Annotated in this window: 12 protein-coding genes; 8 read left to right on the top strand and 4 right to left on the bottom strand. The window is 51.9% G+C overall.

Annotated features, from left to right (window positions below):
- Positions 1-4 precede the first annotated feature (4 nt).
- From hisG to hisIE, 8 genes are read left to right on the top strand one after another with little or no spacing between them, the layout of a single operon-like run.
- Positions 5-904 carry an ATP phosphoribosyltransferase gene (gene hisG / locus ACJHYD_RS02995; protein WP_000131782.1) on the top strand — a complete coding sequence of 300 codons (900 nt, stop codon included), beginning with the start codon at positions 5-7 and terminating at the stop codon, positions 902-904.
- 5 nt (positions 905-909) lie between these two features.
- Positions 910-2214: a histidinol dehydrogenase gene (gene hisD, locus ACJHYD_RS02990; protein ID WP_410228798.1), complete on the top strand. Its 1305-nt coding sequence runs from the start codon at positions 910-912 to the stop codon at positions 2212-2214.
- A complete protein-coding gene (gene hisC / locus ACJHYD_RS02985; RefSeq protein WP_000108952.1) occupies positions 2211-3281 on the top strand; it encodes a histidinol-phosphate transaminase in 1071 nt (356 codons plus the stop codon). Before hisD ends, hisC begins: the two co-directional genes overlap by 4 nt.
- A complete protein-coding gene (gene hisB, locus ACJHYD_RS02980; RefSeq protein WP_000080093.1) occupies positions 3281-4348 on the top strand; it encodes a bifunctional histidinol-phosphatase/imidazoleglycerol-phosphate dehydratase HisB in 1068 nt (355 codons plus the stop codon). The genes hisC and hisB overlap by 1 nt, the downstream gene beginning before the upstream one ends.
- Complete coding sequence (hisH, locus tag ACJHYD_RS02975; RefSeq protein ID WP_001103586.1) at positions 4348-4938, top strand: imidazole glycerol phosphate synthase subunit HisH; 591 nt, start codon at positions 4348-4350, stop codon at positions 4936-4938. The genes hisB and hisH overlap by 1 nt, the downstream gene beginning before the upstream one ends.
- Positions 4938-5675: a 1-(5-phosphoribosyl)-5-[(5-phosphoribosylamino)methylideneamino]imidazole-4-carboxamide isomerase gene (hisA, locus tag ACJHYD_RS02970; protein ID WP_001559370.1), complete on the top strand. Its 738-nt coding sequence runs from the start codon at positions 4938-4940 to the stop codon at positions 5673-5675. Before hisH ends, hisA begins: the two co-directional genes overlap by 1 nt.
- Positions 5657-6433: an imidazole glycerol phosphate synthase subunit HisF gene (gene hisF, locus ACJHYD_RS02965; RefSeq protein ID WP_000880201.1), complete on the top strand. Its 777-nt coding sequence runs from the start codon at positions 5657-5659 to the stop codon at positions 6431-6433. The genes hisA and hisF overlap by 19 nt, the downstream gene beginning before the upstream one ends.
- A complete protein-coding gene (gene hisIE, locus ACJHYD_RS02960) occupies positions 6427-7038 on the top strand; it encodes a bifunctional phosphoribosyl-AMP cyclohydrolase/phosphoribosyl-ATP diphosphatase HisIE (RefSeq protein ID WP_001578574.1) in 612 nt (203 codons plus the stop codon). The genes hisF and hisIE overlap by 7 nt, the downstream gene beginning before the upstream one ends.
- 96 nt (positions 7039-7134) lie before the next feature.
- Here hisIE and wzzB read toward each other — a convergent pair whose 3' ends face one another.
- The 4 genes from wzzB to cpsG form a co-directional block, all read right to left on the bottom strand.
- On the bottom strand, positions 7135-8115 hold the full coding sequence (wzzB, locus tag ACJHYD_RS02955; protein WP_001350693.1) for an LPS O-antigen chain length determinant protein WzzB: 981 nt from the start codon (positions 8113-8115) through the stop codon (positions 7135-7137).
- Positions 8116-8260: 145 nt separating this feature from the next.
- Positions 8261-9427, bottom strand: coding sequence for a UDP-glucose 6-dehydrogenase (ugd, locus tag ACJHYD_RS02950; protein WP_001590291.1), 1167 nt, complete (start codon positions 9425-9427; stop codon positions 8261-8263).
- Positions 9428-9675: 248 nt separating this feature from the next.
- On the bottom strand, positions 9676-11082 hold the full coding sequence (gndA, locus tag ACJHYD_RS02945) for an NADP-dependent phosphogluconate dehydrogenase (RefSeq protein ID WP_000043484.1): 1407 nt from the start codon (positions 11080-11082) through the stop codon (positions 9676-9678).
- Positions 11083-11245: 163 nt separating this feature from the next.
- Positions 11246-12610, bottom strand: coding sequence for a colanic acid biosynthesis phosphomannomutase CpsG (cpsG, locus tag ACJHYD_RS02940; RefSeq protein ID WP_000954427.1), 1365 nt, complete (start codon positions 12608-12610; stop codon positions 11246-11248).
- Between the last annotated feature and the right edge of the window lie 5 nt (positions 12611-12615).

Here is a 12615-nt window from a genome sequence, read left to right as displayed (position 1 = left end):
GAAAATGACAGACAACACTCGTTTACGCATAGCTATGCAGAAATCCGGCCGTTTAAGTGATGACTCACGCGAATTGCTGGCGCGCTGTGGCATTAAAATCAATCTTCACACCCAGCGCCTGATCGCGATGGCAGAAAACATGCCGATTGATATTCTGCGCGTGCGTGACGACGACATTCCCGGTCTGGTAATGGACGGCGTGGTAGACCTTGGGATTATCGGCGAAAACGTGCTGGAAGAAGAGCTGCTTAACCGCCGAGCCCAGGGTGAAGATCCGCGCTACTTTACCCTGCGTCGACTGGATTTCGGCGGCTGCCGCCTTTCGCTGGCAACGCCGGTTGATGAAGCCTGGGACGGTCCGCTCTCCTTAAACGGTAAACGTATCGCCACCTCTTATCCTCACCTGCTCAAGCGTTATCTCGACCAGAAAGGCATCTCTTTTAAATCCTGCTTACTGAACGGTTCTGTTGAAGTCGCCCCGCGCGCCGGACTGGCGGATGCGATTTGCGATCTGGTTTCCACCGGTGCCACGCTGGAAGCTAACGGCCTGCGCGAAGTCGAAGTTATCTACCGCTCGAAAGCCTGCCTGATCCAGCGCGATGGCGAAATGGAAGAATCTAAACAGCAACTGATCGACAAGCTGCTGACCCGTATTCAGGGCGTGATCCAGGCGCGCGAATCAAAATACATCATGATGCACGCACCGACTGAACGTCTGGATGAAGTCATCGCCCTGCTGCCAGGTGCCGAACGCCCAACTATTCTGCCGCTGGCAGGTGATCAACAGCGCGTAGCGATGCACATGGTCAGTAGCGAAACCCTGTTCTGGGAAACGATGGAAAAACTGAAAGCGCTGGGTGCCAGTTCAATCCTGGTGCTGCCGATTGAGAAGATGATGGAGTGATCGCCATGAGCTTTAACACAATCATTGACTGGAATAGCTGTACTGCGGAGCAACAACGCCAGCTGTTAATGCGCCCGGCGATCTCCGCTTCTGAAAGCATTACCCGCACTGTTAACGATATTCTCGATAACGTGAAAGCACGCGGTGATGACGCCCTGCGGGAATACAGCGCGAAGTTTGATAAAACCACGGTTACCGCGCTGAAGGTGTCTGCTGAGGAGATCGCCGCCGCCAGCGAACGCCTGAGCGACGAGCTAAAACAGGCGATGGCGGTGGCAGTAAAGAATATTGAAACCTTCCACACTGCGCAAAAACTGCCGCCGGTAGATGTAGAAACGCAGCCAGGCGTACGTTGCCAGCAAGTCACGCGCCCGGTGGCTTCAGTGGGTTTGTATATTCCTGGCGGCTCCGCCCCGCTCTTCTCAACGGTATTAATGCTGGCAACTCCGGCGCGTATTGCGGGCTGTAAAAAAGTGGTGCTGTGCTCACCACCGCCGATTGCCGATGAGATCCTTTACGCGGCGCAGCTGTGCGGCGTGCAGGACGTGTTTAACGTCGGCGGCGCACAGGCCATTGCCGCGCTGGCGTTTGGTACGGAATCTGTGCCGAAAGTGGACAAAATCTTCGGGCCAGGAAACGCCTTTGTCACCGAGGCAAAACGTCAGGTGAGCCAGCGTCTGGACGGTGCGGCGATCGATATGCCCGCAGGCCCGTCGGAAGTGCTGGTGATTGCTGACAGCGGCGCTACGCCGGATTTCGTGGCTTCTGATTTGCTTTCCCAGGCTGAACACGGCCCGGACTCTCAGGTGATTTTACTGACGCCCGATGCTGAGATGGCGCGTCGCGTAGCCGAAGCTGTCGAACGCCAGTTGGCAGAGCTGCCGCGTGCCGAAACCGCCCGTCAGGCACTGAGCGCCAGCCGTCTGATCGTGACTAAAGATTTAGCGCAGTGCGTGGAGATATCTAACCAGTACGGCCCGGAGCACCTGATCATCCAGACCCGCAACGCCCGCGATCTGGTCGATGGCATCACCAGTGCCGGTTCGGTATTTCTGGGTGACTGGTCACCGGAATCGACAGGTGATTACGCCTCCGGCACCAACCACGTTCTGCCGACTTACGGTTACACCGCCACCTGTTCCAGCCTCGGGCTGGCAGATTTCCAGAAGCGCATGACCGTGCAGGAACTGTCGAAAGAAGGTTTCTCCGCGCTGGCTTCGACCATTGAAACACTGGCCGCCGCCGAGCGCCTGACCGCCCATAAAAATGCCGTTACTTTGCGTGTTAACGCCCTTAAGGAGCAAGCATGAGCACCGTGACTATTACCGATTTAGCGCGTGAAAACGTCCGCAACCTGACGCCGTATCAGTCGGCGCGTCGTCTGGGCGGTAACGGCGACGTCTGGCTGAACGCCAACGAATACCCCACAGCCGTGGAGTTTCAGCTTACTCAGCAAACGCTCAACCGCTACCCGGAATGTCAGCCGAAAGCGGTGATTGAAAATTACGCGCAGTATGCAGGCGTAAAACCGGAGCAGGTGCTGGTCAGCCGTGGCGCGGACGAAGGTATTGAACTACTGATTCGCGCTTTTTGCGAACCAGGTAAAGACGCCATCCTCTACTGCCCGCCAACGTACGGCATGTACAGCGTCAGCGCTGAAACCATTGGCGTCGAGTGCCGCACAGTGCCGACGCTGGACAACTGGCAACTGGACTTACAGGGCATTTCCGACAAGCTGGACGGCGTAAAAGTGGTCTATGTTTGCAGCCCCAACAACCCGACCGGGCAACTGATCAACCCGCAGGATTTTCGCACTCTGCTGGAGTTAACCCGCGGTAAAGCGATTGTGGTTGCCGATGAAGCCTATATCGAGTTTTGCCCGCAGGCATCGCTGGCTGGCTGGCTGGCGGAATATCCGCACCTGGCTATTTTACGCACACTGTCGAAAGCTTTTGCTCTGGCGGGCCTTCGTTGCGGATTTACGCTGGCAAACGAAGAAGTCATCAACCTGTTGATGAAAGTGATCGCCCCCTACCCGCTCTCGACGCCGGTTGCCGACATTGCGGCCCAGGCGTTAAGCCCGCAGGGGAGCGTCGCCATGCGCGAACGGGTGGCGCAAATTATTGCAGAACGCGAATATCTGATTGCCGCACTGAAAGAAATCTCCTGCGTGGAGCAGGTTTTTGACTCTGAAACCAACTACATTCTGGCGCGCTTTAAAGCCTCCAGCGCAGTGTTTAAATCTTTGTGGGATCAGGGCATTATCTTACGTGATCAGAATAAACAACCCTCTTTAAGCGGCTGCCTGCGAATTACCGTCGGAACCCGTGAAGAAAGCCAGCGCGTCATTGACGCCTTACGTGCGGAGCAAGTTTGATGAGTCAGAAGTATCTTTTTATCGATCGCGATGGAACCCTGATTAGCGAACCGCCGAGTGATTTTCAGGTGGATCGTTTTGACAAACTCGCCTTTGAACCGGGCGTGATCCCGGAACTGCTGAAGCTGCAAAAAGCGGGCTACAAACTGGTGATGATCACTAATCAGGATGGTCTGGGAACACAAAGTTTCCCGCAGGCGGATTTCGATGGTCCGCACAACCTAATGATGCAGATCTTCACCTCGCAAGGCGTACAGTTTGATGAAGTGCTGATTTGCCCGCACCTGCCCGCAGATGAGTGCGACTGCCGTAAGCCGAAAGTAAAACTGGTGGAGCGTTATCTCGCTGAGCAAGCGATGGATCGTGCCAATAGTTATGTGATTGGCGATCGCGCGACCGACATTCAACTGGCGGAAAACATGGGCATTAATGGTTTACGCTACGACCGTGAAACCCTGAACTGGCCGATGATTGGCGAGCAACTCACTAAACGAGACCGTTACGCCCATGTAGTGCGCAACACCAAAGAGACGCAGATTGACGTCCAGGTGTGGCTGGATCGCGAAGGTGGCAGCAAGATTAACACCGGCGTTGGCTTCTTTGATCATATGCTGGATCAGATCGCCACCCACGGCGGTTTCCGCATGGAAATCAACGTCAAAGGCGACCTCTATATCGACGATCACCACACCGTCGAAGATACCGGCCTGGCGCTGGGCGAAGCGTTAAAAATTGCCCTCGGCGATAAACGCGGTATTTGTCGCTTTGGTTTTGTGCTACCGATGGACGAATGCCTTGCCCGCTGCGCGCTGGATATCTCTGGTCGCCCGCACCTGGAATATAAAGCCGAGTTTACCTACCAGCGCGTGGGCGATCTCAGCACTGAAATGATCGAACACTTCTTCCGCTCACTCTCTTACACCATGGGCGTGACGCTGCACCTGAAAACCAAAGGTAAAAACGATCATCACCGTGTAGAAAGCCTGTTCAAAGCCTTTGGTCGTACCCTGCGCCAGGCCATCCGCGTGGAAGGCGATACCCTGCCCTCGTCGAAAGGAGTGCTGTAATGAACGTGGTGATCCTTGATACCGGCTGCGCCAATTTGAACTCGGTGAAGTCAGCCATTGTGCGTCACGGTTATGAACCCAAAGTCAGCCGTGACCCGGACGTCGTGTTGCTGGCCGATAAACTATTTTTACCCGGCGTAGGCACCGCACAAGCAGCGATGGATCAGGTCCGTGAGCGCGAACTGTTTGATCTCATCAAAGCCTGTACCCAACCGGTGCTGGGCATCTGCTTAGGGATGCAACTGCTGGGGCGGCGCAGCGAAGAGAGCAACGGCGTCGATTTGCTGGGCATCATCGACGAAGACGTGCCGAAAATGACCGACTTTGGTCTGCCACTGCCGCATATGGGCTGGAACCGCGTTTACCCGCAGGCAGGCAACCGCCTGTTTCAGGGGATTGAAGATGGCGCGTACTTTTACTTTGTTCACAGCTACGCAATGCCGGTCAATCCGTGGACCATCGCCCAGTGTAATTACGGCGAACCGTTCACCGCGGCGGTACAAAAAGATAACTTCTACGGCGTGCAGTTCCATCCGGAGCGTTCTGGTGCCGCTGGCGCTAAGTTGCTGAAAAACTTCCTGGAGATGTGATGATTATTCCGGCATTAGATTTAATCGACGGCACTGTGGTGCGTCTCCATCAGGGCGATTACGGCAAACAGCGCGATTACGGTAACGACCCGCTGCCGCGCTTACAGGATTACGCCGCGCAGGGTGCCGAAGTGTTGCATCTGGTGGATCTGACCGGGGCAAAAGATCCGGCTAGACGTCAAATCCCGCTGATTAAAACCCTGGTGGCGGGCGTTAACGTTCCGGTGCAGGTTGGCGGCGGCGTGCGTAGCGAAGAAGACGTGGCGGCGTTACTGGAAGCGGGCGTTGCGCGCGTGGTGGTTGGCTCCACCGCGGTGAAATCACCAGAAATGGTGAAAGGCTGGTTTGAACGTTTCGGTGCCGATGCCTTAGTGCTGGCGCTGGATGTCCGTATTGACGAGCAAGGCAACAAGCAGGTGGCAGTCAGCGGCTGGCAAGAGAACTCGGGCGTTTCACTGGAACAACTGGTGGAAACCTATTTGCCCGTCGGCCTGAAACATGTGCTGTGTACTGATATCTCGCGCGACGGCACGCTGGCAGGCTCTAACGTCTCTTTATATGAAGAAGTGTGCGCCAGATACCCGCAGGTGGCATTTCAGTCATCCGGCGGCATTGGCGACATTAACGATGTTGCTGCCCTGCGTGGCACTGGCGTGCGCGGCGTAATAGTTGGTCGTGCATTACTGGAAGGTAAATTCACCGTGAAGGAGGCCATCGCATGCTGGCAAAACGCATAATTCCATGTCTCGACGTTCGTGATGGTCAGGTGGTGAAAGGCGTACAGTTTCGCAACCATGAAATCATTGGCGATATCGTGCCGCTGGCAAAACGCTACGCTGAAGAAGGCGCTGACGAACTGGTGTTCTACGATATCACCGCTTCCAGCGATGGCCGTGTGGTAGATAAAAGCTGGGTATCTCGCGTGGCGGAAGTGATCGACATTCCGTTCTGCGTGGCGGGTGGGATTAAGTCTCTGGAAGATGCCGCGAAAATTCTTTCCTTTGGCGCGGATAAAATTTCCATCAACTCCCCTGCGCTGGCGGAGCCGACATTAATCACTCGCCTGGCGGATCGCTTTGGCGTGCAGTGTATTGTGGTCGGTATTGATACCTGGTACGACGGCGAAACCGGTAAATATCATGTGAATCAATATACCGGCGACGAAAGCCGCACTCGCGTCACTCAGTGGGAAACGCTCGACTGGGTACAGGAAGTGCAAAAACGCGGTGCCGGAGAAATCGTCCTCAACATGATGAATCAGGACGGCGTGCGTAACGGTTACGACCTCGAACAACTGAAAAAAGTGCGTGAAGTTTGCCACGTCCCGCTAATTGCCTCCGGTGGCGCGGGCACCATGGAACACTTCCTGGAAGCCTTCCGCGATGCCGACGTTGACGGCGCGCTGGCAGCTTCCGTATTCCACAAACAAATAATCAATATTGGTGAATTAAAAGCGTACCTGGCAACACAGGGCGTGGAGATCAGGATATGTTAACAGAACAACAACGTCGCGAACTGGACTGGGAAAAAACCGACGGACTTATGCCGGTGATTGTGCAACACGCGGTATCTGGCGAAGTGTTAATGCTGGGCTATATGACCCCGGAAGCTCTGGACAAAACCATCGAAAGCGGCAATGTCACCTTCTTCTCGCGCACTAAACAGCGACTGTGGACCAAAGGCGAAACGTCGGGCAATTTTCTCAATGTGGTGAGTATTGCTCCGGACTGCGACAACGACACGTTACTGGTGCTGGCAAATCCAATCGGGCCAACCTGCCACAAAGGTACCAGCAGCTGCTTCGGCGACACCGCTCACCAGTGGCTGTTCCTGTATCAACTGGAACAACTGCTCGCCGAACGCAAATCTGCCGACCCGGAAACCTCTTACACAGCCAAACTGTATGCCAGCGGCACCAAACGCATTGCGCAGAAAGTGGGCGAAGAAGGCGTGGAAACCGCACTGGCCGCAACGGTGCATGACCGCTTTGAACTGACCAACGAAGCATCTGACTTGATGTATCACCTGCTGGTGTTGTTGCAGGATCAGGATCTGGATTTAACGACGGTAATTGAGAACCTGCGTAAACGGCATCAGTGAGTGGCGTGCTGAGCGGATGCGATGTTGTTGTCGCATCCGGCAAAAAAAACGGGCAAGGTGTCACCACCCTGCCCGTTTTCTTTAAAACCGAAAAGATTACTTCGCGTTGTAATTACGCAGAGCGTTACGCCCCAGCACAATCCCCGCGCCAACCATGCCGCCCAGCAGCACCGCCAGAATCAAGGTAATTGCCTTTTTCGGGCTATCGCGACGAATAGGTAACGTCGGTTTCATCACATAACGGTAAGCATGAATATCAAGATCATCAACTTTTAAGCTTTCGATATCCAGCAGGTTTTGACGAGTCTGATAGTAGTTTGGTGAGAACACTAACGGACGGGTCGCTTCATGCTTAATCATCGACTCCAGCGCTTCGCTCCCCAAAAGGAACAACGTATCTTGTGTGATATCTTCGCCAGTCTGTTGAATTTGCGGTTTTGTCACCTGCGCCTGATTCGCATACTGCAACGCTTCCTGAATCTGACGGATACGCAGATCTTTCTGCTCCTGCGCAACCACTTCCTGCGTTCTTAAAGAGTCCTGCAAGTTTTTCCGTCCCAGAGCAATGTTGTCCTTGAGATCCTTTTCTAACTCTTGATTCACTTTATCGTCAACTTGCTGAATGTATTGGGCCAACTTCATTTGTGCGCCCTCTGCAGTTTGCCCAACATAAGAAACAGTCAATGGTAATTGCTGGTTCTTAACAGAAGGTTCGATGGTAAGTTTTTCTGGTTCTTCCTGATTATCCAGCGTTTCTGCTAATGCAGAGAAGGCAGAACTGAAGCGACCAATTAACGTCTCCTGCAAATCCGATACTTTCGGTGCAGCCTGACCATAGATAACATTCATGGCATTGTTATAGCCAGCAATTTGCCCCACATCGGGCTGAGTGATAATTGCTGTTGACGTCCATTTCTCCTTCGCTACTGCCAAATATCCAATAGCCAGGGCAATAGCCACAATGACGGAAATGATGATTGTCATCTTGCCACGCCACAACTGCACTAGTAAATCAATCAAATCAATCTGTTCCGGGTCATGGTTTTGCCCAGAAACATTATTATTTTCTACTCTCATCATTACCCTAACTGACGGAAATTTCCAAGTCCGCATAGTTTAGCGATAATCCTCATGAATGCTATAGGATAATTGATAAAAATAATGAATTGTTACGCAAGTAACAAAAGACAATCAGGGCGTAAATAGCCCTGATAACAGGATGTTAGTCGCTGCCAAAGAGATCGCGGGTGTAGACCTTATCTGCCACATCTTTAAGCTCTTCTGCCATACGGTTGGAAATAATGACGTCGGCTTGTCGTTTGAAGGTGGCGAGATCGCGTTCCAGGCGAGAGTTGAAGAATGAATCTTCTTTCATCACCGGTTCGTAGATGATCACTTCAACGCCTTTCGCCTTGATACGTTTCATAATCCCCTGAATGGAAGACGCACGGAAGTTATCTGAACCGCTCTTCATAATCAGACGATAAATACCCACCACTTGCGGCTTGCGTGACAAAATGGCATCGGCAATAAAATCTTTACGCGTGCGGTTTGCATCGACAATTGCCGAGATCAGGTTATTCGGCACAGACTGGTAGTTCGCCAGTAACTGCTTGGTATCTTTCGGCAGACAATAACCACCATAACCAAACGACGGATTGTTGTAATGGTTGCCAATACGCGGATCGAGACAAACGCCTTCGATAATCTGGCGAGTATTCAGACCTAAACTTTCTGCATAGCTATCCAGCTCATTAAAGTACGCTACGCGCATCGCCAGATAGGTATTAGCAAAAAGTTTAATCGCTTCTGCTTCAGTGGAGTCGGTAAACAGGGTTGGGATATTTTGCTTAATCGCGCCTTCCTGTAATAACGCAGCAAAACGTTCTGCGCGTTCTGAACGCTCACCGATGACAATACGTGAAGGATAGAGATTATCGTAAAGGGCTTTACCCTCACGGAGAAATTCCGGAGAGAAAATAATATTTTCAGTACGATATTTCTTATGCATCGCTGCGGTAAAACCAACGGGAACCGTTGATTTGATCACCATAACCGCATAAGGATTTATCTCAACTACGTCTTTAATTACTGATTCTACACTGGATGTATTGAAATAATTAGTTTTAGGATCATAGTCGGTTGGAGTGGCGATGATGACATAATCAGCATCCCGGTAGGCTTCATTTTTATCTAATGTGGTATTAAAGTGTATTTTATCTGATTGCAAAAACTGCTGAATTTCCTTATCAACAATAGGAGATATCCGATCATTCAGCATAGCAACGCGTGACGGTAAAATATCTAATGCCACAACCTCATGATTTTGTGCGATTAGAAGCCCGTTTGACAAGCCTACATAGCCAGTACCGGAAATGGTAATTTTCATTTCATGCTCTCAGAATTAACTTAACTGTGAATCATGATGTTTTTAGCATCCTGATAAGAGTTAAAAGTTTTAACGCTACGTTGTCAGATGGTCAACGCAACGAAAAACAATTCAGATTTTCTTTATAAGAATAGCTGATATTTATTAAGTTAATATTAAGCAGTGAAATTTAGTCTATAAGATGTTTGGCAAAAAAAAGCCCGGTGCAATATACGCCGGGCCTCAATCTTATTGTTGGTTAAATCAGATTAATCCAGCCATTCGGTATGGAACACGCCTTCTTTATCAATACGCTTATAAGTATGCGCACCAAAATAGTCACGCTGTGCCTGGATCAGGTTCGCAGGCAGAACAGCAGCACGGTAGCTGTCGTAATAGGCAACCGCTGCGGAGAAGGTCGGAACCGGAATACCGTTCTGTACTGCATAAGCAACGACATCACGCAGCGCCTGCTGGTAGTCATCGGCAATTTGCTTGAAGTACGGAGCCAGCAGCAGGTTAGCGATCTGCGGATTTTCGGCATAAGCATCGGTGATTTTCTGCAGGAACTGCGCACGGATGATGCAGCCAGCACGGAAAATCTTCGCGATTTCGCCGTAGTTCAGATCCCAGTTGTACTCTTCAGACGCAGCACGCAGCTGAGAGAAGCCCTGGGCGTAAGAAACGATTTTGCCCAGATACAGCGCACGACGAACTTTTTCGATGAACTCAGCCTTGTCGCCTGCTGGCTGTGCTTGCGGACCAGAGAGAACTTTAGATGCGGCAACACGCTGATCTTTCAGAGAAGAGATATAACGTGCAAACACAGACTCGGTAATCAGCGACAGCGGTTCGCCGAGATCCAGCGCGCTCTGGCTGGTCCATTTACCGGTACCTTTGTTAGCCGCTTCATCCAGGATCACATCAACCAGGTAGTTACCGTCTTCATCTTTTTTGGTGAAGATATCTTTGGTGATGTCGATCAGGTAACTGCTCAGTTCACCGTTATTCCACTCAGTAAAGGTCTGCGCCAGTTCTTCGTTGGTGAGGTTCAGGCCACCTTTAAGCAGAGAATAGGCTTCAGCAATCAGCTGCATATCACCGTATTCAATACCGTTGTGAACCATCTTCACATAGTGACCTGCACCATCAGCACCAATATAGGTAACGCATGGCTCACCGTCTTCAGCCACTGCAGCGATTTTGGTCAGGATCGGCGCAACCAGTTCATAGGCTTCTTTCTGCCCACCAGGCATAATGGAAGGCCCTTTCAGCGCACCTTCTTCACCACCAGAAACACCGGTACCGATAAAGTTAAAGCCTTCGGCAGAAAGCTCACGGTTACGACGAATGGTGTCCTGGAAGAAGGTGTTACCACCATCGATGATGATGTCGCCTTTATCGAGATATGGTTTGAGGGAATCAATAGCAGCATCCGTGCCTGCACCTGCTTTCACCATTAACAGGATGCGACGAGGCGTTTCCAGAGATTCAACAAACTCTTTCACCGTATAGTAAGGAACCAGTTTCTTGCCTGGATTTTCGGCAATCACTTCTTCCGTCTTTTCACGGGAACGGTTGAAAATAGAGACGGTATAACCACGGCTTTCGATGTTGAGCGCAAGGTTGCGCCCCATCACTGCCATACCGACGACGCCGATCTGTTGCTTTGACATTGTTTACTCCTGTCAGGGGGTGGTCACCGCGAAGTGTGCGGCTTAAATGTGGTATAGATGTTAACTCACTCATAGAGATACTGAATAGCATTACCTTGGCTATACCACACCGGATATCTCATCTTTTCCGTTTTTTAAAACCCATTTATATGAAATTACTGAATTACTTGTTCAGTAACTCAAGGATAAGTTTTGTCTTTTCTTCCATCAACGGTACATCACCGCGCGATTCCACATTCAACCGCACCACCGGTTCGGTGTTGGAGGAGCGCAGGTTAAAGCGCCAGTCGGCAAAGGTCATGCTGATGCCATCGGTGCGATCCACCGCCAGCGCCTCGCGGCTAAAATGCTGTTCGACGCGATTAATCGCCTCAACGGGGTGCGCCAGTTTGCTGTTGATCTCACCGCTTGCCGGAAACGCCGCCATCCGGTCGCGCACCAGTTCGCCCAGCGTTTTTCCTTTCAGACACACCAGTTCGGCGACCAGCAGCCACGGGATCATGCCGCTGTCGCAGTAAGCGAAATCACGGAAATAGTGGTGGGCGCTCATTTCGCCACCGTAGATGGCGTCTTCCTTGCGCATACGTTCTTTAATAAAGGCGTGTCCGGTTTTCGACATCACCGGAGTGCCGCCCGCGGCGGTCACCACATCAACGGTGTTCCAGGAGAGACGCGGATCGTGGATGATCTTCGCGCCGGGATTTTTTTCGAGGAACGCTTCTGCCAGAAGACCGACAATGTAGTAGCCCTCGATAAACTGCCCTTTTTCGTCAAACAGGAAACAGCGGTCAAAATCGCCATCAAAGGCAATGCCCATATCCGCGCCGTGTTTGATGACTGCATTGCGGGTGTCGTCGCGGCATTCCGGCAGCAGCGGGTTAGGAATACCGTTGGGGAAATTGCCGTCCGGCGTGTTGTGTACTTTGATTAATTCCACAGGTGCGCCGAGGGCTTTAAAGCGGGCTTCGATAGCGTCCACCACCGGACCCGCCGCGCCGTTCCCGGAGTTAATCACCAGCTTGAGCGGCGTGAGGTTTTTGACATTGATATAACCGAACAGGTGATCAACGTAAGCGTCACGCAGATTGATTTGCTGATAGCGACCGCGTTTGGTTTCGTCAACGGGAGGGAAGTCGTTGGCTTCTGCCAGGCGCTGGACATCGCGCAGTCCGGTATCCCCGCTGATCGGGCGAGCCCCCTCGCGCACCAGCTTCATGCCGTTATAATCCATCGGATTATGGCTGGCGGTAACTTCAATGCCGCCATCCACGCCGAGATGGAACGTGGCGAAATAGATCTCTTCGGTGCCGGACATACCGATATCCAGCACATCGACGCCCGCATCCTGTAAACCTTTCGCCAGCGCCAGTTTTAAGGTTTCGCTGGTGAGGCGGACATCACCGCCTAACACAATGGTTTTCGGTTTGAGAAATTCGCCATAGGCACGCCCAATGCGCCAGGCGATATCTTCATTCAGTTCTTCGCCTAGTTTCCCGCGAATATCATAAGCTTTAAAGCAAGTTAGCATTATTA

The organism is Escherichia sp. WS1368 (genome assembly GCF_046487485.1).
Classification (GTDB): Bacteria; Pseudomonadota; Gammaproteobacteria; order Enterobacterales; family Enterobacteriaceae; genus Escherichia; species Escherichia coli.
Note: the sequence above shows the minus strand (reverse complement) of the source record. Positions and strands in the feature narration are given on the sequence as shown.

Bases quoted from the DNA above. Each gene is read 5' to 3' on its own strand.
- wzzB (WP_001350693.1), bottom strand. From the start codon at position 8,115: ATGAGAGTAGAAAATAATAATGTTTCTGGGCAAAACCATGACCCGGAA.
- hisD (WP_410228798.1), top strand. From the start codon at position 910: ATGAGCTTTAACACAATCATTGACTGGAATAGCTGTACTGCGGAGCAA.
- ugd (WP_001590291.1), bottom strand. From the start codon at position 9,427: ATGAAAATTACCATTTCCGGTACTGGCTATGTAGGCTTGTCAAACGGG.
- cpsG (WP_000954427.1), bottom strand. From the start codon at position 12,610: ATGCTAACTTGCTTTAAAGCTTATGATATTCGCGGGAAACTAGGCGAA.
- hisIE (WP_001578574.1), top strand. From the start codon at position 6,427: ATGTTAACAGAACAACAACGTCGCGAACTGGACTGGGAAAAAACCGAC.
- hisF (WP_000880201.1), top strand. From the start codon at position 5,657: ATGCTGGCAAAACGCATAATTCCATGTCTCGACGTTCGTGATGGTCAG.
- hisA (WP_001559370.1), top strand. From the start codon at position 4,938: ATGATTATTCCGGCATTAGATTTAATCGACGGCACTGTGGTGCGTCTC.
- hisB (WP_000080093.1), top strand. From the start codon at position 3,281: ATGAGTCAGAAGTATCTTTTTATCGATCGCGATGGAACCCTGATTAGC.
- hisH (WP_001103586.1), top strand. From the start codon at position 4,348: ATGAACGTGGTGATCCTTGATACCGGCTGCGCCAATTTGAACTCGGTG.
- gndA (WP_000043484.1), bottom strand. From the start codon at position 11,082: ATGTCAAAGCAACAGATCGGCGTCGTCGGTATGGCAGTGATGGGGCGC.
- hisG (WP_000131782.1), top strand. From the start codon at position 5: ATGACAGACAACACTCGTTTACGCATAGCTATGCAGAAATCCGGCCGT.
- hisC (WP_000108952.1), top strand. From the start codon at position 2,211: ATGAGCACCGTGACTATTACCGATTTAGCGCGTGAAAACGTCCGCAAC.